The following is a 23,716-nucleotide window of genomic DNA, read 5'->3' as shown; positions in this document are numbered from 1 at the left end:
CGCCCTTCGCGGTTCTGTTTCTTCGGACGCTTCTCGGTCAGGGCCACGGCGACATCGTCCGTTCCTGAGCAGCGTGTTCGAGGCGCACTCGTCGGGGGCCAGGTGCTGGCGTCATCGGGCTCGGGTGGTCCTCAGGGTTACGGCTTGACCGGCGGGTCGGTCGGCTTCTGCGGGGCCGTCGCGGCCGGAGTCGGGTCGGCGGGTGCCGCACTCGCGGGCGGAACCGTGCCCGTCGCGTCGGGCGAGGCGGGCTCGTCGTCGCGCATGCTCTTGACCTCGCTCTTGAAGATCCGCATCGACTGGCCGACGCTGCGGGCCAGACCCGGGAGCTTCGGTGCTCCGAACAGCAGCAGGACGATGAGGAGGATGATGACGAGGTGCCACCCGGTGAATGCGTTGCCGAACATAGTCTTCGTTCCTGATCTTCGAGGTCGAGGTCCACTCACTCTACCCTGCATCTCCCGTTCGACCGCCGGGAGTCTCGGGAGTCAGCTCCCGGATGTCGTGCGGTACTGCGCGAGACCGGCGGCCGCCCAATCTGCGACCGCGTCGCGCGCGTCCGCCGGGCCGAGCACGGTGATGAGCCCGGGGTGTGCGGCGACCAGTCGTTTGAGGCCGTGATGGTGCGCGAGGCGCAGGGTCGCGGTCACCTCGGCGTCGCTGTCCTCGCGGGCTGCGGAGCCGCCTGGCGCGCTGTCGACGGCGACCACGTAGTCGTCGATGAGCGGGAGGACCGAGCGTCGGACGAGCACGGTGACGTTGCGGTCGGAGTCGCTCGGCTCGAACAACGCGGTCGGGACGACGACGTCCGCTTCGCGGAACACGACCTCGGCGTCGGTCTCGCGCAGTTCGGTCATCCGATCGAGACGGAAGCGACGCGTCGCCTCCCGCAGGTGGCACCACCCGTAGAGGTACCAGTCCTGGTCCTGGGATTCGAGACGGAGTGGGTCCACCAGTCTCGCCTCGGTGGCCCCACTCGCGTCGACGTAGTCGAACGCGACGCTGTGGCCGGCGGCCAGAGCCGACCGGATGATGCCGACCGCGTGCGCGGAGTAGGACTCGGTGACCGCGAGCTGGCCCGGAGCCGACGACGCCCCACGGGCGAGCTTCGCCATGACGCCCCCGATGACGTCGCTGTCGACGAATTCGGGAAGGCGCTGGAGCGACTGCAAGCCGGCGATGAGGGCGGAGGCCTCGCGGGCTGAGAAGCGAGGACTGTCGTCGAGGGCGACCCGGTGGGTGAGGACGATCTCGTCGTCCTCTTCGAAGCTGCCCCAGTCGATGTCGAACAGGTCGCCGGCGAGGTACTGCCGGGTGTCGCCAGGCACGCCGGACACCGTCAAGAGCTCGACCGCTTCGCGGATCTGGCGCGGGGACAGGCCGAAGTGCCGCGCGGCCTCGTCGACCGTTACCCGCTCGCGGTCGATGAGGTACGGCACGAGCGAGAGGAGGAAGATCAGCTTGTCCTGGGCGCGGGGCGCCGCCGGTCGCTTAGCCACGGGCGGTCTCCTCGGGGTGGGGTGCGTCGTCGGTCGCGCGGTGGCGGGCGACGACCAGCTCGAGTCTGGACGCCACGGCCTCGACGAGAGCCGGAGGGTCGAGGACGACGACCTCCGGGCCGAACCCGGCGAGCTCGTCGGCGAGGATGTGGTGGTCGAGGTACGGGATGGTGAGTTCCGTGCGCTCCGTGTCGCTGACGCCGTAGCGGTTGCCGAGGCGGGCCGCGGCGTCGGTCCCGGGCCGGACACGGACGAGGGCGCGCTGCGACGAGGACACGCGGCGCAGGCCGTCGATCGCGTCGGCGGCGTGGTCGCGGTCGTCGGCGGGGAACGACTCCCCCGTCGGCTTGACCGGACCGACGATCCGCGAGAGGAGGAACGTCCGGGGCTCGTCCACCGTCCGGTCGGTCGCGTAGAGGTGCCAGCGACCCTCGTGCTGGACGAGCGCCAACGGTGCGACGGTGCGGACGCGTGGCCGCGCCTCGCCGGGCTTCAGGTACGGGAAGGCGACCACGGACCGACGTTCGAGCGCCGCGTCGAGCGGTTCGAACGAGGCCTCCCGGGTGCGGAGTCTCGGTGCGTATCCGATGATCGGTTCGTCGGGCTCGATGCCGAGCGACCGCAACTTCGTCATCGCTCGCTGCGACTGGCCGGAGAGCGACCCCTCACGCCACACGGTGGCCGCGAGCGACAGCAGTGACAGCTCCGCCGGGGTGAACCGGACGTCGGTGGGAAGCTCGTAGGCGCCCTTCGGGATCCGATAGCGCATCGACTGGTTGTTGCCGGGTTCGCCCGGCTGCTCGATCGTCTCGAGCGGGACGCCGAGTTCGCGGATGTTGTCCTTGTCGCGCTCGAACTGTCGCTCGAGGCTGGCGTTGCCGCCGCCACTCGAATACTGCTGGCGGTACCCCTGCACGGTCGACAGGATCTCGTTCTTCGTCAGGCCGGTCTGCGTGGCGAGGAGCGCGAGCACGAGGCTGAAGAGTCGCTCCTCTACCGGGACCGGCTTCGGGGACTCGCGGGCTGAGGACACCGGTCCAGTCTACCGACGGACGGCCCGTCCCCCACCCGCGACGCGGGCGTGGGACGGGCCGTCTCCGAGGCGTGTCGGTTACTGCGCCGCGCGCTGGGTGCCGAGCACGTCGATGACGAACACGAGCGTCGCGCCGGCCGGGACGCCGGTCGTACCCTGGTCTCCGTATCCGTCTTTCGGCGCGACGACGAGGATGATCTGCGAACCGACCTTCGCGCCGACGATCGCTTCGTCGAAGGCCTTGATCGTCTGGCCGCTGCCCGCCGTGAAGGGGTAGGGCTTACCCTTCTCCCAGGTGCTGTCGAAGACGCTCTTCTGATCCCACAGCACGCCGGTGTAGTTGACGATGACCTGGTCGCCGGCCTTGACCGTCGCACCGTCGCCGACGCGGGACAGGGTGTGCTTCGTCTCGGTCGGTGCCGCCATCGCCGGGATGGTGATTCCTGGCTGGCCGCTCGGAGCGGTCACGACCGAGGGGAACCCCGACGGGATCGGTCGCTCGGCACCGTCGGCCTTCGGGAGGACCGCGCCCTGGATGTCCGCGATGAGGATGATCGTGTCGTCGGGCTCGATGCCGTCTGCTTTGCTCCCGCCCGTCGGGCCGAAGGCGTCCTCGGGTGCGATCGCCGCGACGACTCGCGAGCCGACCGTCGTGCAGGCGAGCGCCTTCGCGAAACCGGGCAGGTTGCCGGAGAGCGCGAGAAGTGCGTTCGCCGGGCTGTCGAAGTCCGTCTGGTTCAGGACGTCGCCCGTGCGCCCGTTCAGGAGCATCAGGTTGACGTTGACGGTGCCGTCGGCGGCGACCTGCTGACCGTCGCCCTGGATGACGACCTGGCGCTCCGTCGTCTTCGTGTACAGCGGCTTCGGGAGCTCCACCTTCGGGGCGGCGCCGAAGTCACCCGACACGCTGATGAGCTTCGTCGCGTCGCCGGCGGACGCCGCGGTGTCGCAGGAGGCCGAGCCCGGCGCGGTGCACCCGGTGAGGGAGACGAGCAGGAGGCCTGCTGCGGCGATGAGAGCTGGTGCAGTGCGCACGGATCCTCGTTTCGGTGGTACGGGTGGGACGGCAGGTCGCCGTCGCACAGTTTAGTCGACGTGGACCGGGGTCAACGATCGTCGCCGAGAGGCGGCTCAGCGGCGGACGGTTCGATCGACTCGTCAGGCCCCGCGCTGCCGCCGTCGAGGCCCCGCGCACGGGAGAGCTCGGCGCTCGCCCCGGCGCTCCTGGCGCGCTTCCGCAGGATCTTCGCGCTCGCGGAGCGTTCCCCGAGGGCGCCCGGCGTCCACAGCTCGACGTCCTCGGCGCTGAAGTCGCTCTTCGAGGCGCGTCGCTTCAGCTCGGGCAGGACCGTACCGGGCGCGAGCTTCCGTGCGGTGATGAGGAAGCCCGTGTGTCCGATCATCCGGTGGTCCGGTCGCACGGCGAGCCCCTCGACGTGCCACCCGCGCATCATCGTCTCGTTCGACTGCGGGTTGGTGAAGCCGCCCGTCCCTCGGATCGCCTCGGCGACCCGGGACAGCTGGGTGACGGTGGCGACGTAGCAGAGGATCACGCCGCCGGGCTTCAGCGCCTCCCACGCGACGTCGAGGCACTCCCATGGTGCGAGCATGTCGAGCACCACGCGGTCGACGGATTCGGCGGGCATCGTGTCGGGCAGGGTCTCCTGGAGGTCGCCGACCGTGACCGACCAGTTCTGCGGGTCGTAGCCGAAGAAGGTCGCGACGTTGCCGCGGGCGACGTCGGCGAACTCGTCCCGACGCTCGAAGGAGGCCAACCTGCCCGACGGTCCGATGGCCCGGAGGAGCCAGAGGGAGAGCGCGCCGGAACCGACACCGGCCTCGACGACCGTCGCGCCAGGGAAGATGTCCGCCTGGCCGATGATCTCGGCCGCGTCCTTCGGGTAGATGATGGCGGCACCACGAGGCATCGACATCACGAAGTCGACCAGCAGCGGCCGGAGTGCGAGGTGCTCGATGCCCTCGGTGTTGGCGACGACGCTGCCGTCCGGCAGGCCGATGATCGTGGTGTGTTCGATCATCCCGCGGTGCGTGTGGAAGACCTTGCCGGCCTCCAGCGTGATGGTGTTCTTCCGCCCCTTCGGTCCGGTCAGCTGGACGCGGTCGCCCTCGCGGAAGGGGCCGCTGTTCGCCGGCTGGTGGTTCGCGCTCATCGCTGTGCTGCCTCTGTCTCGGGGTGGTGGGTGGTGCCGCTCGCGGTCGAGCGCAGCTCGGCGAGGTCGGCGACGGAGCGCCCGGCGAGGGTGTCCCAGGTGGTGTGGTGCGGGCCCTCGGGGATCGGCACGATGTGCGGGACGGACACGGCGATGGTCCCCGCCGCGAGCGCGGACGCGAGACCGGTGGCGGAGTCCTCGATCGCGATGCACTCGCGCGGGTCGACGCCGAGTGCCTCGGCGGCCCTGAGGTAGGGGTCCGGGTGGGGCTTGGGCTGCTCGACCTCGTCGCCGGCGACGATGAGGTCGAACGCGTCGAACGGGATGCCGCTCGCGATGTCCTCGGCCATGGACCGGATCGACATGGTGACGAGTGCGGTCGGCACCCCTGCCTCCCGGAGCTCGTGGAGCAGCTCCTGGGCGCCGGGACGGAACGGGACGCCGCGTTCCTGGATGAGGCGCCGGACGTGGTCCGTGAGGTGGGCGACGATCGTGTCCGCGTCCAGCGCGACGCCGCGGCCCTGGAGGACGGCGGCCGAGTCCCAGAGGCCGTTCCCGACGAGCAGGAGGCCGTCCTCATGGGTCCAGGTGCCACCGTGGGCCGCGACCAGCTCGGTCTCGGCCTCCATCCAGTAGGGCTCGGTGTCGACGACGGTGCCGTCCATGTCCCAGAGGACTGCGGCAGGGAGGAGAGTGGTCACGGGGTGCCATGCTACCGGGTGGTGAAGCGCCTATCCTGGATGGATGGTCGCGGAAGGTCCCCGTGCACCGAGGAGTGAGACGTGACGGAAGACACCAAGGAGCCGCTGGGCGGTCGCCTGCTCGTCGTGGCGTTCGAGGGCTGGAACGATGCCGGCGAGGCGGCGAGCGGCGCGGTGCGCGTGCTTCGCGACTCGCTCGCCCTCCGCCCGCTGCTCGAGATCGACCCGGAGCCCTACTACGACTACCAGTTCAACCGGCCGACGGTCGGCGTCGACGAGGACGGCAAGCGGTCGCTGACCTGGCCCGGTACCACGATTTCGGGGCCCGACCCCGAAGCGGCGAAGCCCGCGACCCCGTTGGCGGAGGACGCCGCGCTCCGGGTCAGCGAGGGCGGCGGCGACAACGTCTACGTGTTGCTCGGCGCTGAGCCCTCGCGCGGCTGGAAGGCGTTCGTCGACGAGATCCTCGCCGTGATCACCGAGCAGCGCATCACCGGCATGGTGATGCTCGGTGCGATGCTCGCCGACGTCCCGCACACGCGGCCCATCTCGGTCTTCGCCTCGAGCGAGAACGCCGAGCTGCGGCAGGCCCTGCAGCTCGAGCGCAGCACCTACGAGGGGCCGGTCGGCATCCTCAGTGTGCTGGCCGACGCGGCCGAACGGCAGGGCGTCCAGAGTCTCTCGGTCTGGGCCTCGGTCCCCCACTACGTGCACAGTGCGCCCTCCCCGAAAGCCGTCCTGGCGCTGATCGACAAGCTCGAGGAACTCATCGACGTCGTCATCCCCCGCGGAGCCCTCGTCGAGGAGTCCGGCGAGTGGCAGAGCGGGATCGACACGCTCGCCGCCGAAGACGAGGACATGGCCGCCTACATCCAGCAGCTGGAGCAGGCGCGCGACACCGTCGAGTCGCCCGAGGCGAGCGGCGAGGCCATCGCCAAGGAGTTCGAGCGGTACCTGCGTCGGGACGAGGGCAAGGGCGACGAGCCCTGGCGGAAGGATCGCGATTAACCCGGTCCCATCGCGGTGGCGCGACTCCGGTGAGCCGCCGTCCTGCTCAGCGCACGCCGAGGAGTGCGTCGACGGCCGACCGCGCGAGGTCGGCGTCGTCGACGCCGGTCGTCGCTGCGGCGTCGACGAGTGCGATGGCACCCGGGGTGTCGAGGTCGTCCGCCAGTCGGACCCGCATCGCCTGCAGCAGCTCGACGGCGGACGCTCCACCCGCGGCGTCCGTCGCGAAGGCGGAACGCCAGGTCCCGAGCCGACGATCGGCCAGGACGAGGTGCTCGTCGTGCCACTCCCAGTCGCTGCGGTAGTGGTTCGCGAGGATCGCGAGTCGGATGGCCGAGGGGTCTGCTCCGTCGGCGGCCAAGCGTGAGACCAGGACGAGGTTGCCGAGGGACTTCGACATCTTCGTGCCCTCGTAGGCGACCATGCCGGCGTGGCTGAACACCTTGGCGAGCGGGCGACCGGACAGCGCTGCGGCGTGCCCGGCACTCAGGTCGTGGTGCGGGAAGACGAGGTCGGAGCCGCCACCCTGGACCGTGAAGTCGGATCCGAGGTGTTGGAGGGCGATGACCGAGCACTCGATGTGCCAACCGGGGCGTCCTTGGCCGACGGGTGACTCCCAGCTCGGCTCGCCGTCGCGCGCCGCCCGCCAGAGCAGTGGATCGAAGGCGTCGCGTTTCCCGGCGCGGTCAGGGTCTCCCCCGCGCTCGGCGAAGAACGCGGCCATCGTCGCCTCGTCGAGCCCGCTCTCCGCGCCGAGGTGCCAGACATCGTCGGCCGCGGCGCGCACGTCGAAGTAGACGTCGTCTCCGGCGGCACTGTCCGGGGTGTCGACCGTGTAGGCGACACCGCGCTCGATGAGTAGCGCGACGGCGTCGGCGATCGGTCCGATGACCTCGGTGACCGCGACGTAGTCCTCGGGTGGCAGGATGCTGAGGCGTTCCATGTCGCTCCGGAAGAGTTCGACCTGGCTCGCTGCGAGTTCGACCCAGTCGACGCCGGTCGCGGTGGCCCGCTCGAGCAGCGGGTCGTCCACGTCGGTGACGTTCTGGGCGTAGTGCACCTCGTAGCCGGCGTCCAGCCAGACGCGCTGCAGGGTGTCGTAGGCGAGGTAGCTCGACGCGTGGCCGAGGTGGGTCGCGTCGTACGGCGTGATGCCGCAGACATACAACCGCGCCGTGCGTTCGGCGGAGGCCTCGATGAGCCCGGCGCTCGGGGTGTCCCAGAGACACGGGGCCGTGCCGGAGCCGGGCAGCTCCGGGACGACCGGGGCGGACCAGGCCCTCACGCGTTGATCACGCCCGTGCCGAGCAGCACCAGCAGGACGACGCCGAGCACGATGCGGTAGACGACGAAGGGCAGGAAGCTGCGCTTCGAGATGTAGCTCATGAAGAAGGCGATGACCGCGAGGCCGACGACGAACGCGATGACCGTGGCCACGAGCGTCTCGACCGGTCCGTAGGGGCTCGGCTCACCGATGCTCTTGAAGACCTGGTAGAAGCCGCTGCCGAACACCGCGGGGATCGCGAGCAGGAAGGCGTACCGCGCTGCAGCACGGCGCTCGTAGCCCATGAACAGCCCCGCGGTGATCGTGCCGCCGGAGCGGGAGACACCGGGGATGAGGGCGAGGGCCTGGGCGCCTCCGAAGATCGCGCCGTCGCGGTAGGTCAGGCTCTTCAGGCGTCGCTTCTTCGCTCCGACGGCGTCGGCGACACCGAGCAGGATGCCGAACACGATGAGCATGATCGCGACGATCCACAGTGAGCGGAAGGTCGTCTCGATCTCGTCCTGGAACAACAGGCCGAGCACGACGATGGGGACGCTGCCGATGATGATCAGCCACCCCATGCGGGCGTCGGCGTCGTCCCTCGGGATCTTGCCGACGAGGGCCTTGCACCAGGAGGAGATGATGCGGACGATGTCGCGCCAGAAGAACACCACGACGGCGGCCTCGGTACCGATCTGGGTGATCGCGGTGAACGCCGCGCCAGGGTCCTTCGCCCCCGGGAGGAACTCGCCGAGGATGCGCAGGTGCGCACTCGACGAGATCGGCAGGAACTCGGTGAGTCCCTGGACGAGTCCGAGGATGATGGCGTTGATGAGGTCCACAGGGCACCTTTCTGCAGCCGGATGGCTGGTGTTCGGCCGGATCCGGCAGTCGTCGGCGGGGCGGCTCCTGGAGCGTCTCGCGGCGCGGAGGGCGCGGAGACGGACCGTGGGAAGTCAGTAGTCGAGGAGGAGGTCCGTGAGGACCTGCTTGCCAAACCCTAGCGCGTCGAGCGGCACGCGCTCGTCGACTCCGTGGAACATCGCGGGGAAGTCCAGGTGTTCCGGCAGGCGCAGCGGAGCGAAGCCGTACCCGGTGATGCCGAGGAGCGAGAGTGCCTTGTTGTCGGTACCGCCGGAGAGCATGTACGGGAGCACCGGGGCGCCGGGGTCATGGCGCCCGAGGGTCTCGACGACCGCGTCGACGAGCGGACCCGAGAACGGTGTCTCGAGGCCGATGTCGCGGTGCATGACGACGATCTCGATGTCCTCACCGACGATCTCCGCGACGCGCGCGAGCACCGCGTCCTCCTCGCCGGGCAGGGTGCGGATGTCGACGAGCGCCTCGGCGCGATCGGGGATCACGTTGTGCTTGTATCCCGCCTGCAGCAGGGTCGGGTTGCTCGTCGTGCGGAGCGAGGCCTGGATGAAGCCGGAGGCGGTACCCGTCGCGAGGGCGAGCTCGTCCGGGCCGAGCCGTTCGGGCGTGGTGCCGAGGATGGTGGCGATCTCACGGAGCAGCTGCTCGGTGGTGTCGGTGAGTCGGACGGGCCACTCGGTGTGTCCGATGGCCGCCACCGCTTCCGCGAGGCGGGTGACGGCGTTGTCCTGCACGTAGCGGGATCCGTGGGCCGCTCGTCCGGTCGCGACCAGTTTGATCCAGACGAGGGCCTTCTCCGAGGTCTGGAGGAGGTATGAGCGGCGTCCGCCGAACGTGATCGAGTACCCGCCGACCTCGCTGATCGCCTCGGTCGCGCCGGCGAAGAGCTCCGGTCGTTCCGTCACGAGGTGGTGCGAGCCGAACACGCCGCCGTTCTCCTCGTCCGAGAACATCGCGATCACGAGGTCGCGTTCCGGCCGACGGCCGCTGCCGAGGATCTCGCGGAGCGACGCGAGGATCATCGCGTCCATGTTCTTCATGTCGACGGCCCCGCGTCCCCACAGCAGGCCGTCCTTGATCTCGCCGCCGAAGGGGTCCACCGACCAGTTCGCAGGATCGGCGGGTACCACGTCGAGGTGCCCGTGCACGACGAGCGCCGGCTTCTCGGGGTTCGCACCGGCGACCCGTGCGACCACGCTGGTCCGGCCCGGAGCGGCGTCGATCAGCTCCGGCTCCAGACCGAGGTCGCGGAGGTACGCGTCGACGTACTCGGCTGCCTCCGTCTCGCCGTTGGAGCGGCCCTCACCGTAGTTCGTCGTGTCCATGCGGATGAGGTCCCGCGCGATCCGCGTGGTCTCGTCGAGCGTGAGGTCGGATGCGTCTGAGCCGGAGGTCATGGTTCCACGCTACCCGTCGGCCCTGACCGCTGCACCTCTCCCCCGTTCTGCGCGATCGGCGCACGACCGGAAGCCGTCGAGAAGATCGTCTGGCGGTACGAGGTGGTGAACGGCTGTCGAAATCCGTGCTAGAGTTTCTTCTCGTGCCCAGCGAAAGCCGGACACGATCACAACACGCGCGGGTGGCGGAAATGGCAGACGCGCTAGCTTGAGGTGCTAGTGCCCTTACGGGCGTGGGGGTTCAAGTCCCCCTTCGCGCACACCGTGTTGAGACGGCGAACGGCCGGAGCGAAAGCTCCGGCCGTTCTTGTTTTCCCGCCGGACTCCACGACACGCAGACACCCGAGATCATCTTCGGTCAGAGCGAAAACCGACGCACCTCCGCCGGTCCCTGAGCCTGCACCGCCGGTGCCTGAGCCTGCACCGCCGGTCCCTGAGCCTGTCGAAGGGTGGTCAGGGCCGGAGGGCCCTCGTGGGCACTTCGACAAGCTCAGTGACCGGGAGAGCTCCGTCCGGAACACGCCGGTCCCTGAGCCTGTCGAAGGGCAGCTCCGGCGGGCCGACCGCGAAGCAGGAGAACGCGCGCGCGAAGAGAGGTGCTGTCCTTAGTGCCCGTGGCCCAGGCGCCGACGGAGCAGGTCGATGCGCGACTGCAGCTGCGTCACGCTCGCCTGTGCCACGGCGGGTCCGCCGCAGACGCGTCGCAGTTCGGCGTGCACGAGTCCGTGCGGCTCCTTCGTGTGCTTGGCGTAGAGGCCGACCAGGGTGTTGAGCACCTGGCGCTGCTCCTTGAGGGTGCGGTAGAGCGGAGCGGGGATGTCCGCCTGCGGACTGGGCGAGGCGGCGTTCTTGTCGACGAACGCCCCGCGCTTGGCCTGGCGGCTCTGGCGCTGCACGAGCAGCTCGTGCACCTGTTCAGGCTCGAGGAGCCCGGGGAACCCGATGAAGTCGAACTCCTCCTCGGTGCCCGGCTGGGCGAGCTCCCCGAACTCGTCGCCGTCGAACACGACCCGGTCGAAGTGCGCATCCGATGAGACGGCCTGCCAGGTGAACTCCTCGAGGAGCGAGTCGGAAGCCTTGTCCTCGCGCTCCGCGGCCGCCATCATCGCGTCCTCCGGGTTGAAGAGGTCGCCCTCCGCGTCCGGGTCGCTCGGGCGGTCGAGTGCGTGGTCGCGCTCGAGCTCGAGCTTCTCCGCGAGGGCCATCAGGTTCGGCACGTTCGGGAGGAAGATGCTCGCGATCTCGCCGCGTCGACGTGCCCGGACGAATCGCCCGATCGCCTGCGCGAAGAACAGCGGCGTGGCGGACGACGTCGCGTAGACGCCGACGGCGAGTCGCGGGACGTCCACGCCTTCCGACACCATGCGGACCGCGACCATCCAGCGCTTGGTGTTCCCTGAGAAGTCGGCGATCCGGTCGCTGGCCTCCTTCTCATCGGAGAGGACGACCGTGGGCTGCTCCCCCGTCAACTCGTGCAGGATGGCCGCGTAGGCTCGCGCGGTCGTCTGGTCGGTGGCGATCACGAGTCCGCCGGCGTCCGGAACCGCTTGACGGACCTCGGACAGCCGGAGGTCGGCGGATTTCAGGACCGCCGGGATCCAGTCACCCTGGGGGTCGAGGGCGGTGCGCCAGGCCGCGGAGGTGATGTCCTTCGTGTTGCCCTCGCCGAGGCGGGCCTCCATCTCGTCGCCGGCCTTGGTCCGCCAGCGCATGTGGCCGGCGTAGACCATGAAGAGCACCGGACGGACGACCCCGTCCTGGAGCGCGCGACCGTACCCGTAGTTGTAGTCGGTGACGGAGGTCCGGATACCCTGGTGGTCGGGCTGGTAGACCACGAACGGGATCGGAGCCGTGTCGGACCGGAACGGGGTCCCGGTCAGGGACAGGCGACGGGTGGCCCGCGAGAAGGCCTCGTGGATGCCGTCGCCCCAGCTCAGGGCGTCGCCGCCGTGGTGGACCTCGTCGAGGATGACGAGGGTGCGACCCGAATCGGTCGTGCGCTGATGCACGGGCGGGTTCGCCGCGACCTGGGCGTAGGTGACCGCGACACCGTGGTAGTGGCGGCCGAAGACCTGATCGCGGTTCGCGAAGTTCGGGTCGAGGCGGATGCCGACCCGGCTCGCGGCCTCGGCCCACTGGCGCTTCAGATGATCGGTCGGGGCGACGACCGTGATGCGGTCGATCGTGCCGCGATGGAGGAGTTCGGAGGCGAGCCGCAGCGCGAACGTCGTCTTGCCTGCGCCCGGTGTCGCCGCCGCGAGGAAGTCACGGGGTTCGGTCGTGAAGTACTGCTCGAGCGCCTCGGCCTGCCAGGCTCGAAGCTTGCTCGCCGTGCCCCACGCTGCGCGTTCCGGGAAGGCCGGTGAGAGGTGTTCGGCTGCGGACCCGCCCAGGTGCTGGGTCGAAGAGATTTCCGCGTTCACTGGAGACCACTGTACCCGGCCGCACCGACACCGCCGACCATCGTGTGCGGCCTCGACACCCATCCGGATGTCCGACTCGCGACTGATCCGCCAGCCGAGGGGCGGGCGTACGCTGGAGGTTCCGGATGCACAGCAGGAGGAACCACCCATGACCGAACAGCACCATCCCTGGTCGCGGTACGTCGCCATCGGCGACTCGTTCACCGAGGGGATCGGCGATCCCGAGCCGGGGGCGCCGGGCGGGCACCGTGGGTGGGCCGATCGGGTCGCCGAGGTGCTGGCCGCGCAGAACTCGGACTTCGCCTACGCCAACCTCGCGGTGCGCGGCAAGCTCGCGCAGCAGATCCTCGACGACCAGGTGGAGCCGGCCCTGGAGCTGCACCCCGACCTCATCACGATCTCGGCGGGTGGCAACGACGTGATCCGGCCCGGCACCGACCCCGACGACATCGCCAGACGACTCGAGCAGGCGATCATCCGCCTCCGGAGCGACGGAGCGACGGTCGTGCTGTTCACCGGTGTGGACGTCGGATTCTCCCCCGTCTTCCGGAGCATCCGCGGCAAGGTCGCGATCTACAACGAGAACCTGCGGGCCATCGCCGCCCGACACGACTGCATCATCGCCGACCAGTGGGCACTCCAGGCGATCCAGGATCCGCGGATGTGGGCACCGGACCGGCTACACCTGAACGCGCTCGGCCATCACGAGGTCGCCCGGCTCGTCCTGCACGCGCTGAACGTGGAGAACGACCTCAAGCCGCTGCAGCCGGAGCCGCTCCCCGTCAGGCGTTGGCGTCAGGCCCGGACCGAGGACTTCGCCTGGGCGCGTGAGTACCTCGTGCCGTGGGTGCTCCGTCGGGTGCGGCACCAGTCCTCCGGCGACCACATCACCGCCAAGCGACCGCTCGCCGGCCCGTTCCTCACGGTCGCAGCGCAGGACCAGGAACTCGACGTCTGACCGTCCGGCCGACCACCCGGGCTCCGCCGTCTGCTGCGGTCACGGGTTGGTCAGGCGCCACCAGGGCGTGACCGGCGCGACGTCCGCGTCGAGGGCCAGCGGGACGTCGATCGTCGCCGCACCGCCTTCCGCGCCCGCCCCCACGGTGTAGCTGAGCTTCCCGACCGTCGAACCGGCGGCACCGGCGTCGATGGCTCTGGCGCGGCTCTCGACCGTGATCGGGGTGTCCTGCCAGACGAGCACGGAGGCGTCGGACGCCACGACGACCTTCGCGGCCTGGTCCCACGCGGTCGAGTACGAGCCGACCGATTGCCCGGCGGTGGCGAGCTGGACCTGGTGGAATCCGGCCGGCACGCTCTGCAACAGGGAGACCACGGCCTCGTTGAGGACGGTGTGGTCGTCGGCACCGAGGATGACGCCGACGACGGTCACCGTCCGCCCCGCCACCTGGAGGTCGGCGGAGAACAGCAGGCAGGCGCCGGAGGCGTCGTCGGTCCCCGTCTTCATGCCGGTCACCCCGTACTGGCCGAGGAGGGCGTTCGTGTTCTCGACCTCGCCGATGGCGGGCAGCACCGCCGTGGGCTCCTTGACGATCGACGAGAGCACCGGGTCGGCGAGCACGAGCTTGCCGATGGTCACGAGGTCGCTCGGGGTGCTGACGTTCGTCTCGCCCAGGCCGCTCGTGTTCGTGACGGTCGTGCCCGTCAGCCCATGTGCATCGAGCCAGGCGCGCGCCGCGTCGAGGTACGCGTCGACCGAACCGAAGGCCCAGACGGCGAGGGAGATGCTGTAGTTGTTCGCCGACGGGAGGAGCAGCGCTTCGAGCATCTGCCGCTGGGTGAACACCGACCCGGCGACGACGGGTGCCGCTGAACCGTTCTCCGCGATGGTGTCGTAGTAGAACCCGACGTCGGCGTCGGTCAGCGTGATGGACGGGCCCTGATCCCCCGCGGCGAGCGGCTTGGCCTCCAGCACGACGAGGGAGGTGATCGTCTTCGTGATGCTCGCGATGGGGAACGGCGTCTGCTCGCCACTCGAACTCAGGACGCCGTCGAACCCGACGGCACCGATGGCGCCCCGCCCGAATCCGGGCCAGGCGACCGGTGTGGTCTGCTGGACGAGCGAGGTGGTGAGGGCGTCGCTGGATTCGAGCGTCGCAGCCGCGGCCGGCACCGGTCGGAGCAGCGCGCCTGCGCTGTACCCGAACACTCCGATGAGGAGGGCGAGGACACCGAAGACGGCGAGACGGCGGCGGCGGTAGATCTGTCGTCTCGTGAGTGGCACCCGGTCATGCTACCCGGCGCTCCTGCGCGTCCCCTGTCGCGACGTGCCGCCGACCGGGTGGTCGTCGGGCAGCGAGGGACCGTGGTCAGCGGACCCGGAGCTCCCAGAGGGCGACGGCACTGGCCGACGCGACGTTCAATGAGTCGACGCCGTGGAGCATCGGGATGGTCACGATCGTGTCGGCCGCGGCGAGGGCCGAGGCGCTCAGACCGTCACCCTCGGCGCCGAGCACGATGGCGAGTCGTTCCGGCGCGGTCCGCGCATAGGTGTCGAGGTCGACGGCGTCGTCGGCCAGGGCGAGAGCAGCCGTCTCGAAGCCGGCATCACGCAGGACGCCGGACGCGACGTCCCATTCCGGCAGGCGGGTCCACGGCACCTGCAGGACCGTGCCCATGCTGACGCGGACGCTGCGGCGGTAGAGCGGGTCGGCGCATCTCGGCGTGATGAGCACGGCGTCGGCACCGAGGCCGGCGACGGAGCGGAAGATGGCGCCGACGTTGGTGTGGTCGACGATGTCCTCCAGGATGACCACCCGGCGGGCGTCGGCGAGGAGTTCGGCGGGGTCGGCGAGCGGTGGGCGGTGCATCGCCGCGAGGGCTCCCCGGTGCAGGTGGAAGCCCGTCAGCTGCTCGAGGAGTGCGGGCTCGCCGACGAAGACCGGGACGTCGTGGTCCTCGAGGAGTGGCGAGACGTCCTCGAGCCACTTCTCCTGCAGCAGGACCGATCGCGGTCGGTGCCCGGCGCGCAGCGCACGTTCCATGACCTTCGTGGACTCGGCGATGTACAGGCCACCCGCGGGTTCGGACACCCGGCGGAGGGCGACGTCCGTCAGTCGCGCGTAGTCGTCGAGTCGTCCGTCGTCGAGATCGGTGATCCGGATGACCTGCATGGGAGACGTCCTCTCGACGCGATGTTCGACCTCCACCTTGCCAGAGTGGGAACACGATCGAAAACGAGGCCGTTTAGACTCAGGGGAAGCGATGGCCCGGAGCACTCCGATCGTCGCGGACGGATGGACGGAGCAGGCATGAGCACGCTGATCGCAGCAGGGGATCCCGCTGACGAGACGGCCGAGGCCGGGCTCGAACGGGCGATCGAGCTGCTCGCGGATCGCCGTGTCGCCTTCCTCACCGGCGCCGGCGTGAGCACGGACTCCGGCATCCCCGACTACCGGGGCCAGGGCGCTCCGGTGCGGACCCCCATGACGGTCGACCAGTTCCTGTCCAACGACGACGCCGCGCGCAAACGCTACTGGGCCGGCAGCCACCTCGGGTGGAAGCGGTTCGACGGTGCTCGCCCGAACGCCGGCCACCGGGCGATCGCGCTCCTCGAGGAGGCCGGTATCGCCGACGGCGTCATCACGCAGAACGTCGACGGCCTCCACGTCAGGGCCGGCTCGCGCCGCGTCGTCGACCTGCACGGGTCGATGGACCGCGTCAGCTGTCTCGCCTGTGGGCAGAGCTACGCCAGGTCGAGCATCGCGGAGCGCATGACGGCACTGAACCCGTGGCTCGACACCGAGACGGATGTGACGATCAACCCGGACGGCGATGCCGAGGTCGGGCGCGTCGACGAGATCGTCGTCCCCGTGTGCACGGTCTGCGGTGGGATGTTGAAGCCGGACGTGGTCTTCTTCGGCGAATTCATCCCGACGGAGAAGTACGCCGAGGCGGCAGCACTCGTGCGCGGCGCCGACGCACTCGTGATCGCCGGGTCGTCGCTTGTGGTCAACTCGGGGATCCGGCTCCTCGAACTCGCCCGCCGGAAGCGGTTGCCGATCGTCGTCATCAACCGCGGCGTCACGAAGGCGGACGGCCGCGCGGACGTGAAGCTCGACGCGGGTGCCAGTGAGACGCTTACCGGGATCGCCGCTCGCCTGGTCCCGTCCGCATTCACGAGCGTCGTCTCGCAGGAGGCGACCGACGCCTGACGCCTCAGGCGTCGGTGCGGTCGTCCGCGAGGAACGCGGTGAGGCGCTGCGCCGCGTCGTGCGGCTCCTCGTAGTGGATGAGGTGTCCGACGCCCGGGATGACGTGCAGCTGCGCGTCGGCGAACCGCTTCGCGAGCGCGTACTGCGCGGCCACGGGCGTGATGTCGTCGCGCTCGGCGGCGATGAGCAGCGTGCGGCTCGGGATCCGGTCGGCGTACTCGCTGACGTCGTGGCTGACCGAGGCGGTGAACGACTCGAGGACGACCTCCCGGTCGGCGAAGGCGCTGAAGTACTGGTCGTGTTGGGCGTGGATCCACCGACGGAGCGTCGGGTCCTTCGTCTTCGACATCGCGACGCTCATGATGCGCACGACGCCCTTGTTCCGGAGGAACGCGAATCCCAGGCGTTTCGGGAGCTTCGCGGACGACCAGTAGTAGAAGACCGCGAGCCTCGTCAGGACGCCGCGAGGGCCCTGGAGCGCCGGGGCGGCGATCGGGTTCACGAGGATGAGGTCATCCGGTCGGAGTCCCCCGGCGACGGCGGCGCTCGACACGATCGACCCGAACGAGTGCCCGAGCAGGACGACACGGCCGGTCAGGTGCAGCTCCTCGATGAACCGTCCCAGCCAGGCGGCGTACCCCTCCACGGAGTGGGTGGCCTCGGGGAAGGGTGCCGAGCTGCCGAAGCCGGGGAGGTCCGGAGCGATGATCCGGAACCCGGAGAGCTGCGCGACGACCGGTTCGAGGCCGTGGTGGTCGCCCCGGAACCCGTGCACCATGACGATCGTCGTCGACGCCTCGTGGTCGCCGTAGTCCCAGAACCGGGTCTCGGCTCCGTCCACGATGAGCGAGCGCTCCCGGACCGGGATGCGGTCGAGCTGGTCGGCGTACGGTGATTCGACGGGCATCCACTCAGTCTAGGCAGTCCGGCTCCGCGTTCACCCGATGACGCGGACCGTGCCGCCCCGGCGTGGCACAGGACCCTGTCGGAGGTGCGTCATAGGGTGAAGGCGTGAACACGGTCGATGCGAATCCCCACTGGACGGACCGCCTGGCGGTCTTCGATCTCGAGACGACGGGCATCGAGGTGGAGACGAGTCGCATCGTGACCGCCTTCGTCGGTGTCATCACCGCGGACGGTTCGGTCGAACGTTCGTGGTCGTGGATGGCCGACCCCGGGGTCGAGATCCCCGCTCGCGCCGCCGAGATCCACGGCGTCACGACGGAGCGGGCCCGGGCTGAGGGGCGTCCGGCACCGGCCGTCGTCGGAGAGATCGTCGCCGTCCTCACCGAACTGTTCGCCGCGCGGACCCCGGTGGTCGCCTACAACGCGCCCTACGACTTCTCCCTCCTGCACTTCGAGGCGGAGCGACACGGGGTGACCTCGATCACCGACCCGTCCCCCGTCGTCGACCCGCTGATCCTCGACCGACGCCTCGACACGTTCCGGCGCGGCAAGCGGACGCTCGAGGTCGTCGCCGCCCTGCACGGCGTTCCACTGGAGGGTGCGCACGACGCGGGCGTCGACGCCGTCGCTGCCGGACGTGTCGCTCAGGCCATCGGTCGGCGTCACGCCGACGCCCTGCCGACGAGCGTCGACGAGTTGCACGAGGCCCAGCGGTCCTGGTCGCTCGAGCAGGCGGAGAGCTTCCAGTCCTACATGCGCCGCGTGCGCGATCCCGAGTTCGTCGCCGAAGGCGCTTGGCCCATCCGCACCGGACGCCCTGCCGCTCGACCTGAGGCGCCGGTCATCGTCCCAGCGGACCAGCTGCCCATCGGTATCTGAGTCGCACGGCTCCCCACGACGACGAACGCCCCGATCCGAGGATCGGGGCGTTCGTGTATTCCAGCGGAAGGACTATTTGCCGAAGCCCTTGAAGCGCTGGTTGAACTTCTCGACGCGACCGGCGGAGTCCATGATGCGCTGCTTGCCCGTGTAGAACGGGTGCGACTCGGACGAGATCTCCACGTCGATCACCGGGTAGGTGACGCCGTCGAGGTCGATCGTCTTGCCCGACGAGACCGTCGAGCGCGTGAGGAACGTCGCGCCGGAGGCGAGGTCGCGGAAGACGACGGCTTCGTACGTGGGGTGGATGTCAGATTTCATCAGCAGTCCTTGTTGAGTGGATGGTGTGGGTAGTACCCGCGCTCGGAACTCCAGGCACGAGGCAGAAAGCTCTTGGCTCCGCGAGCCAAAGGTCGACTTTACCAGACTCGGCGCGCGTCTGCTCGCCAGCCGAGGACGACTCGCCGAGGCGTGGCCGTCAGGAGGGGGCGACGGCCGAGCGTCCGGCGCGGACGGAGCGGGCGTGGAACCGGCCGTCCTCCTCGCTCAGCTCGATCGGGAGGTCGAAGGTCTCGCTGAGGTGCTCGGCCGTGAGTGTCTCGGCGATCGGGCCGGCGGCGACGATGCCACCGTCGCGTACGAGCAGGACGTGGGTGAAGCCGACGGGGATCTCCTCGACGTGGTGGGTCACCATGATGATCGCCGGTGAGTCGTCGGCGCTCGCGTAGCCGCCGAGCAGCTCGACGAGCTCCTCGCGCGTGCCGAGGTCGAGGCTCGCGGCCGGCTCGTCGAGCAGGAGGAGTTCGGGGTCGGTCATGATGGCCCGCGCGATCTGCACGCGCTTCTGCTCGCCGTCGCTCAGTGTGCCGAAGCGGCGGTCGGCGAGGTGGTCGAGCTTCCATTCGGCGAGGACCCGCGATGCGCGCTTCACGTCGATGTCCTCGTACTGCTCGACCCAGCGCCCGGTGACCGAGTAGGCCGCCGTGAGCACGACGTCCAGGACGGTCTCCTCCGGCGGCACCCGCTTCGCGAGGGCGGAGGACGCGAAGCCGATGCGCGGGCGCAGTTCGAAGACGTCGACCCGGCCGAGCGTCTCGTCGAGTACGGAGACCGTGCCCTTCGAGGGGTGGATGAGCGTCGCCGCGAGCTGCAGGAGCGTCGTCTTGCCGGCGCCGTTCGGGCCGAGGACGATCCATCGCTGGTCGCCCGTCACCGTCCAGTCGACGCCATCGAGGATGGGGTTGAGATTACGGACGACGGACACATCGGAGAACTGCAACACGCTCGGCATGGTCCTAGCCTATCCGCCAAGACTCGTCGTGCGTCGCCGTCCTCCGAGGTGTCCGCAGGTGGTTCAGACCAGGCTGCGGTAGAGCTCCGCCGTCTGGGTGGCGATGCGCGACCAGCTGAAGTCGGACTCCGCGCGTCGGCGACCAGCGGCCCCGTAGGCCCTCGCCTGGGCGGGATCCTGGACGACCTCGGTGAGGGTGGCGGCGAGGTCGGCGACGAAACGCTCCGGGTCGAGCGGGGTGCCGGTGCCGTCGGACGCCTGCGCGAGCGGGACGATCCTGCCGGTCACACCGTCCTGCACGACCTCCGGGATGCCGCCGGTCCCCGTCCCGACCACGGCGGCACCGCAGGCCATCGCCTCGAGGTTGACGATGCCGAGTGGCTCGTAGATCGACGGGCACACGAAGGTCGTGGCGGCGGTGAGGACGGTGCACAGCTCGTGACGCGGGAGCAGTCGTTCGATCCACACGACCCCGGTGCGCTCGCGCTGCAGCTCCTCGACGAGCCCCTTGACCTCGGCGAGGATCTCGGGGGTGTCGGGAGCGCCGGCGCACAGGATGAGCTGCACATCGGGTGGCAGCAATCGGGCCGCGCGGAGCAGGTACGGCAGCCCCTTCTGACGGGTGATCCGACCGACGAAGACGACGGAGGGCCGGGACGGGTCGATGCCGAGGGACCGCAGCAGCTCGTCGTCCACGCGTGGCTGCCAGTCGGTCAGGTCGATGCCGTTGTAGATGACCTGCACCTTGGCCGGGTCGAGGCTCGGGTACGACCGCAGGATGTCGCGGCGCATGCCGTCGCTGACCGCCACGACGGCCGCGGCGCCTTCGTAGGCGGACTGCTCGATCCAGCTGGACACGCGGTACCCACCGCCGAGCTGCTCGGCCTTCCACGGGCGGAGCGGCTCCAGACTGTGCGCGGTCACGACGTGCGGGATGCCGTGCAGCAGCGACGCGAGGTGACCGGCACCGTTCGCGTACCAGGTGTGCGAGTGCACGAGGTCGGCTCCGGCGACGTCCTGGGCGATCAGGAGGTCCGTCCCGAGTGTCGTGAGGGCGCCGTTCGCCCCCTGGAGCTCGGCCGGGACACCGTACGCGACGGTGTCGGCCTCGTCGCGTGGCGCGCCGAAGCAGCGCACGGTCACGTCGATGTCGCTGCGGAGGGATTTCACCAGCTCCGACACGTGGACGCCTGCGCCGCCGTAGATCTCCGGCGGGTACTCCTTTGTCACAAGATCAACTCGCATGTCTAGACGCTAGTACAGGTCTCGTCCGGCATCTATTGTGAAGCCATGGCCGCCTCAAAGAAGATCTTCGGAATCGTCCTCGCTGGTGGGGAAGGGAAGCGGTTGATGCCGCTGACCGCAGACCGCGCGAAACCGGCCGTACCGTTCGGCGGGCAGTACCGCCTGATCGATTTCGCGCTGTCGAACCTCATCAACTCCGGACTCACCCAGATCGTCGTCCTCACCCAGTACAAGTCCCACAGCCTCGACCGCCACGTCTCGCAGACCTGGCGGTTGTCCGGCCTGCTCGACTCCTATGTGGCGTCCGTGCCGGCGCAGCAGCGTCTCGGGAAGCGCTGGTTCAGCGGATCCGCCGACGCGATCCTGCAGAGCCTCAACCTGATCCGCGACGAGAAGCCCGACATCGTCGTGGTCGTCGGCGCCGACCACGTCTACCGCATGGACTTCGCGCAGATGATCGAGGCGCACATCGCCTCGGGCAAGAAGGCGACGGTCGCCGCGATCCGTCAGCCCATCTCCCTGGCCGACCAGTTCGGCGTCATCGACGTCGACGCGGACGACCCGACGACCATCGCCCGCTTCCTCGAGAAGCCGCTCGACGCGCCGGGCCTGCCCGACTCCCCCGGTGAAGTGCTCGCCTCGATGGGCAACTACGTCTTCGACGCCGACGCACTCATGCAGGCGGTCATCGACGACGGCGAGGTGACGAGCTCGAACCACGACATGGGTGGCGACATCGTCCCGTACTTCGTCGATCGCGGCGAGGCCGGCGTCTACGACCTCCAGCGGAACGATGTACCTGGATCGACGGATCGCGATCGCTACTACTGGCGCGACGTGGGGACGATCGAGTCGTTCTACGAGGCCCACCAGGACCTCATCTCGACGCTCCCGATCTTCAACCTGTACAACCGCGACTGGCCGATCTTCAGTTCGCAGCTGAACTCGCCGCCGGCGAAGTTCGTGCGGGACGCGAAGGGCAACCTCGGCCAGACCATCGACTCGATCGTCTCCCTCGGTTCGCTGCTGTCCGGTGCCCACATCGAGCGCAGTGTCCTTGGGCCGTGGGCGCTCGTGGAATCCGGCGCCCACGTCTCCGACTCGGTCGTGTTCGACAAGGTCCACATCGAACCGGACGCCGTCGTCAAGCGGGCTATCCTGGACAAGGATGTGGTGGTCACCTCCGGCGCGAGCGTCGGTGTCGACCACGACCGTGACCGCGCTCGCGGCTTCACCGTCACCGAATCCGGTCTCACCGTGGTTGGCAAGGGAGTACGCGTCGTTCCATGAGTACCGAGCGTTCGGCAGTGGCGGATCCCGAAGCAGCACTCCCCCACAGGCCGGACGAGGTGTCCGGTTCCTCGCGGTCCTCGACGCCGACTCGACGCTCATCGAGAACGAGGTGATCGAGCTGCTCGCCGAGGAGGTCGGCAGCCTCCCCGAGGTCGCCGCCATCACCGAGCGCGCCATGCGCGGTGACCTCGACTTCGCCGACAGCCTCCGGGCCCGGGTCGCGACGCTCGCGGGCCTGCCCGTCGACCGGATCCCGGTGATCGCCGAACGGATCCGGACGACGGCCGGCCTGGAGACGCTGATCGGCCGGCTGCATGCGCACGGGTCGCGGATCGGTGTCGTGTCGGGCGGGTTCCATGAACTGCTCGACCCGCTCGCCGAGGCACTCGGCCTCGACCACGTGCGGGCGAACCGCCTCGAGACCGCCGACGGTCGGTTGACGGGAGGCCTCAGCGGTCCCATCATCGACGCGGCGGCGAAGGCGGCCGCACTGCAGGAGTGGGCCGACGAGGACGGCGTGCCGTTGGCACGGACGATCGCGATCGGCGACGGAGCCAACGACCTCGAGATGATGGCCGTCGCCGGGCTCTCGGTCGCGTTCAACGCGAAGCCGATCGTCCGCCGCCATGCCGACCTCGTCGCCGGGCGGGTCGACCTCGCCGACGTCCTCCCGCTCCTCGGGCTCTGATCCGCGCGTCGGTGTCAGCGCCCGAGGTCGGGTTCTGCTCGGTGCGGTGCTGCCCGGGTCAGTGACCCATGCCGAGGCCGCCGTCGACCGGGATCACGGCGCCGGAGATGTAGCCCGCGTCGTCACCGGCGATCCACGTGACGACCTTCGCGACCTCGTTCGCACTCGCGAAACGCGCTGCCGGGATGCTCTTCTTGTACTCGGCCTGGGTCTCGGCGGGCAGTTCGGCGGTCATGTCGGTCTCGATGAACCCCGGGGCGATCACGTTCGCCGTGATCCCACGTGCACCGAGTTCGCGGGTGATGGATCGCGCCATGCCGATGAGGCCGCTCTTCGAGGCCGCGTAGTTGACCTGTCCGGCGGACCCGTAGAGGCCCACGACGCTGGAGATGAGCACGATGCGCCCGAAGCGTGCCTTGAGCATGCCCTTGGACGCGCGCTTGACGACGCGGAAGGAGCCGCCGAGGTTCGTGTCGACCACCTGGTCGAAGTCGTCCTCGCTCATCCGCATGAGCAGGGTGTCCTTCGTGATGCCCGCGTTCGCGACGAGCACCTCGACCGGCCCGAGCTCCGACTCGATCTCGGTGAACGCCGCGTCGACGGAGGCGGCGTCGGTGACGTCCGCGCGGACCGTCAACGTGCCCGCGGGGCCCTCGCCGGATCGCGCGGTGACGGCGACGCGGTGACCCTGCGCGACGAACTCCTCGGCGATGGCGAAGCCGATCCCCCGGTTGCCTCCGGTGACGAGTACGGTGCGTGGTGCGGTCATGGTCGATTCCTCTCCTGCGGCGATACCGGCCGACTCGTGCGGCGGCCGTCGGGACGCGCGGCGTTCCGGCCGCGGACCCGTACCAGCATATGGGGGTA

At 69.7% G+C, this 23,716-nt stretch carries 23 protein-coding genes and 1 tRNA gene; 7 read left to right on the top strand and 17 right to left on the bottom strand.

The window, feature by feature from the left end; all coding sequences use genetic code 11:
- Positions 1–137: 137 nt before the first annotated feature.
- From tatA to FGL15_RS19640, 6 genes are all read right to left on the bottom strand, one after another.
- Positions 138–407 (bottom strand): Sec-independent protein translocase subunit TatA, encoded by a 270-nt coding sequence (gene tatA, locus FGL15_RS19665; protein WP_085510936.1) that lies wholly within the window; start codon positions 405–407, stop codon positions 138–140.
- 81 nt (positions 408–488) lie between these two features.
- Positions 489–1,499: a YafY family protein gene (locus FGL15_RS19660; RefSeq protein WP_138947109.1), complete on the bottom strand. Its 1,011-nt coding sequence runs from the start codon at positions 1,497–1,499 to the stop codon at positions 489–491.
- Positions 1,492–2,532 (bottom strand): YafY family protein, encoded by a 1,041-nt coding sequence (locus FGL15_RS19655; protein WP_079705985.1) that lies wholly within the window; start codon positions 2,530–2,532, stop codon positions 1,492–1,494. Before FGL15_RS19655 ends, FGL15_RS19660 begins: the two co-directional genes overlap by 8 nt.
- Positions 2,533–2,610: 78 nt before the next feature.
- Positions 2,611–3,567, bottom strand: a complete 957-nt coding sequence (locus FGL15_RS19650; RefSeq protein ID WP_138947108.1) for an FKBP-type peptidyl-prolyl cis-trans isomerase — start codon at positions 3,565–3,567, stop codon at positions 2,611–2,613.
- A 71-nt stretch (positions 3,568–3,638) separates the two neighbouring features.
- Positions 3,639–4,703: a tRNA (adenine-N1)-methyltransferase gene (locus FGL15_RS19645; RefSeq protein ID WP_138947107.1), complete on the bottom strand. Its 1,065-nt coding sequence runs from the start codon at positions 4,701–4,703 to the stop codon at positions 3,639–3,641.
- Positions 4,700–5,404 carry an HAD family phosphatase gene (locus tag FGL15_RS19640; RefSeq protein WP_240043848.1) on the bottom strand — a complete coding sequence of 235 codons (705 nt, stop codon included), beginning with the start codon at positions 5,402–5,404 and terminating at the stop codon, positions 4,700–4,702. The genes FGL15_RS19645 and FGL15_RS19640 overlap by 4 nt, the downstream gene beginning before the upstream one ends.
- A gap of 81 nt (positions 5,405–5,485) precedes the next feature.
- On the opposite strand from FGL15_RS19640, the gene FGL15_RS19635 reads away from it, so the two are divergent.
- Positions 5,486–6,412 (top strand): PAC2 family protein, encoded by a 927-nt coding sequence (locus FGL15_RS19635; RefSeq protein ID WP_205858658.1) that lies wholly within the window; start codon positions 5,486–5,488, stop codon positions 6,410–6,412.
- 46 nt (positions 6,413–6,458) lie between these two features.
- Here FGL15_RS19635 and mshC read toward each other — a convergent pair whose 3' ends face one another.
- The 3 genes from mshC to FGL15_RS19620 form a co-directional block, all read right to left on the bottom strand.
- Entirely contained in the window at positions 6,459–7,697 is a 1,239-nt protein-coding gene (gene mshC, locus FGL15_RS19630; RefSeq protein WP_138947106.1) for a cysteine--1-D-myo-inosityl 2-amino-2-deoxy-alpha-D-glucopyranoside ligase, read from the bottom strand.
- Positions 7,694–8,518 (bottom strand): undecaprenyl-diphosphate phosphatase, encoded by an 825-nt coding sequence (locus FGL15_RS19625; protein WP_079705981.1) that lies wholly within the window; start codon positions 8,516–8,518, stop codon positions 7,694–7,696. Before FGL15_RS19625 ends, mshC begins: the two co-directional genes overlap by 4 nt.
- A gap of 114 nt (positions 8,519–8,632) precedes the next feature.
- Complete coding sequence (locus FGL15_RS19620; protein ID WP_138947105.1) at positions 8,633–9,952, bottom strand: M20/M25/M40 family metallo-hydrolase; 1,320 nt, start codon at positions 9,950–9,952, stop codon at positions 8,633–8,635.
- A gap of 176 nt (positions 9,953–10,128) precedes the next feature.
- On the opposite strand from FGL15_RS19620, the gene FGL15_RS19615 reads away from it, so the two are divergent.
- Positions 10,129–10,212: transfer RNA gene (locus FGL15_RS19615), tRNA-Leu, on the top strand.
- Positions 10,213–10,557: 345 nt separating this feature from the next.
- Here FGL15_RS19615 and FGL15_RS19610 read toward each other — a convergent pair.
- Positions 10,558–12,375: a DEAD/DEAH box helicase gene (locus tag FGL15_RS19610; protein ID WP_229938898.1), complete on the bottom strand. Its 1,818-nt coding sequence runs from the start codon at positions 12,373–12,375 to the stop codon at positions 10,558–10,560.
- Between the two features lie 148 nt (positions 12,376–12,523).
- Here FGL15_RS19610 and FGL15_RS19605 point away from each other — a divergent pair, with 148 nt between their 5' ends.
- Positions 12,524–13,333, top strand: a complete 810-nt coding sequence (locus FGL15_RS19605; protein WP_079705978.1) for an SGNH/GDSL hydrolase family protein — start codon at positions 12,524–12,526, stop codon at positions 13,331–13,333.
- A 39-nt stretch (positions 13,334–13,372) separates the two neighbouring features.
- On the opposite strand, the gene FGL15_RS19600 is transcribed toward FGL15_RS19605, so the two are convergent.
- Positions 13,373–14,617, bottom strand: coding sequence for a D-alanyl-D-alanine carboxypeptidase family protein (locus FGL15_RS19600; protein WP_138947104.1), 1,245 nt, complete (start codon positions 14,615–14,617; stop codon positions 13,373–13,375).
- An 85-nt stretch (positions 14,618–14,702) separates the two neighbouring features.
- On the bottom strand, positions 14,703–15,506 hold the full coding sequence (locus FGL15_RS19595; RefSeq protein ID WP_138947103.1) for an RNA methyltransferase: 804 nt from the start codon (positions 15,504–15,506) through the stop codon (positions 14,703–14,705).
- 138 nt (positions 15,507–15,644) lie between these two features.
- Here FGL15_RS19595 and FGL15_RS19590 point away from each other — a divergent pair, with 138 nt between their 5' ends.
- The gene (locus tag FGL15_RS19590; protein WP_138947102.1) at positions 15,645–16,547 is read left to right on the top strand and encodes a Sir2 family NAD-dependent protein deacetylase; all 903 of its coding nucleotides are present in this window, start codon (positions 15,645–15,647) and stop codon (positions 16,545–16,547) included.
- Positions 16,548–16,551: 4 nt separating this feature from the next.
- Here FGL15_RS19590 and FGL15_RS19585 read toward each other — a convergent pair whose 3' ends face one another.
- On the bottom strand, positions 16,552–17,454 hold the full coding sequence (locus FGL15_RS19585) for an alpha/beta fold hydrolase (RefSeq protein ID WP_137241650.1): 903 nt from the start codon (positions 17,452–17,454) through the stop codon (positions 16,552–16,554).
- Between the two features lie 104 nt (positions 17,455–17,558).
- Between FGL15_RS19585 and FGL15_RS19580 the strand changes: the two genes are divergently transcribed.
- A complete protein-coding gene (locus tag FGL15_RS19580; RefSeq protein ID WP_086473252.1) occupies positions 17,559–18,332 on the top strand; it encodes a 3'-5' exonuclease in 774 nt (257 codons plus the stop codon).
- Positions 18,333–18,404: 72 nt separating this feature from the next.
- Here FGL15_RS19580 and FGL15_RS19575 read toward each other — a convergent pair whose 3' ends face one another.
- The 3 genes from FGL15_RS19575 to glgA all read right to left on the bottom strand — a co-directional run bounded on the left by FGL15_RS19575 (position 18,405) and on the right by glgA (position 20,868).
- Positions 18,405–18,653, bottom strand: a complete 249-nt coding sequence (locus FGL15_RS19575; protein ID WP_056005588.1) for a type B 50S ribosomal protein L31 — start codon at positions 18,651–18,653, stop codon at positions 18,405–18,407.
- Positions 18,654–18,810: 157 nt separating this feature from the next.
- Positions 18,811–19,623 carry an ABC transporter ATP-binding protein gene (locus tag FGL15_RS19570; RefSeq protein WP_085510924.1) on the bottom strand — a complete coding sequence of 271 codons (813 nt, stop codon included), beginning with the start codon at positions 19,621–19,623 and terminating at the stop codon, positions 18,811–18,813.
- A 63-nt stretch (positions 19,624–19,686) separates the two neighbouring features.
- Positions 19,687–20,868, bottom strand: a complete 1,182-nt coding sequence (gene glgA / locus FGL15_RS19565; protein WP_086473253.1) for a glycogen synthase — start codon at positions 20,866–20,868, stop codon at positions 19,687–19,689.
- A 45-nt stretch (positions 20,869–20,913) separates the two neighbouring features.
- Between glgA and FGL15_RS19560 the strand changes: the two genes are divergently transcribed.
- Complete coding sequence (locus FGL15_RS19560) at positions 20,914–22,158, top strand: glucose-1-phosphate adenylyltransferase (protein WP_064296946.1); 1,245 nt, start codon at positions 20,914–20,916, stop codon at positions 22,156–22,158.
- Entirely contained in the window at positions 22,130–22,849 is a 720-nt protein-coding gene (gene serB, locus FGL15_RS19555; protein ID WP_168223258.1) for a phosphoserine phosphatase SerB, read from the top strand. Before FGL15_RS19560 ends, serB begins: the two co-directional genes overlap by 29 nt.
- Positions 22,850–22,907: 58 nt before the next feature.
- Here serB and fabG read toward each other — a convergent pair whose 3' ends face one another.
- Entirely contained in the window at positions 22,908–23,618 is a 711-nt protein-coding gene (fabG, locus tag FGL15_RS19550; protein WP_079705970.1) for a 3-oxoacyl-ACP reductase FabG, read from the bottom strand.
- Positions 23,619–23,716 lie beyond the last annotated feature (98 nt).

This window comes from Plantibacter sp. M259, from assembly GCF_006065115.1.
Classification (GTDB): domain Bacteria; phylum Actinomycetota; class Actinomycetes; order Actinomycetales; family Microbacteriaceae; genus Plantibacter; species Plantibacter auratus.
The sequence above is the reverse complement of the archived record's forward strand: the minus strand, read 5'-3'. Positions and strand labels throughout refer to the sequence as shown.

Excerpts from the sequence above, each read along its gene's own strand:
- tatA (WP_085510936.1), bottom strand. The coding sequence starts at position 407 with ATGTTCGGCAACGCATTCACCGGGTGGCACCTCGTCATCATCCTCCTC.
- FGL15_RS19645 (WP_138947107.1), bottom strand. The coding sequence starts at position 4,703 with ATGAGCGCGAACCACCAGCCGGCGAACAGCGGCCCCTTCCGCGAGGGC.
- FGL15_RS19620 (WP_138947105.1), bottom strand. The coding sequence starts at position 9,952 with ATGACCTCCGGCTCAGACGCATCCGACCTCACGCTCGACGAGACCACG.
- FGL15_RS19605 (WP_079705978.1), top strand. The coding sequence starts at position 12,524 with ATGACCGAACAGCACCATCCCTGGTCGCGGTACGTCGCCATCGGCGAC.
- FGL15_RS19595 (WP_138947103.1), bottom strand. The coding sequence starts at position 15,506 with ATGCAGGTCATCCGGATCACCGATCTCGACGACGGACGACTCGACGAC.
- FGL15_RS19590 (WP_138947102.1), top strand. The coding sequence starts at position 15,645 with ATGAGCACGCTGATCGCAGCAGGGGATCCCGCTGACGAGACGGCCGAG.
- FGL15_RS19585 (WP_137241650.1), bottom strand. The coding sequence starts at position 17,454 with ATGCCCGTCGAATCACCGTACGCCGACCAGCTCGACCGCATCCCGGTC.
- FGL15_RS19575 (WP_056005588.1), bottom strand. The coding sequence starts at position 18,653 with ATGAAATCTGACATCCACCCCACGTACGAAGCCGTCGTCTTCCGCGAC.
- FGL15_RS19570 (WP_085510924.1), bottom strand. The coding sequence starts at position 19,623 with ATGCCGAGCGTGTTGCAGTTCTCCGATGTGTCCGTCGTCCGTAATCTC.
- glgA (WP_086473253.1), bottom strand. The coding sequence starts at position 20,868 with ATGCGAGTTGATCTTGTGACAAAGGAGTACCCGCCGGAGATCTACGGC.
- FGL15_RS19560 (WP_064296946.1), top strand. The coding sequence starts at position 20,914 with ATGGCCGCCTCAAAGAAGATCTTCGGAATCGTCCTCGCTGGTGGGGAA.
- fabG (WP_079705970.1), bottom strand. The coding sequence starts at position 23,618 with ATGACCGCACCACGCACCGTACTCGTCACCGGAGGCAACCGGGGGATC.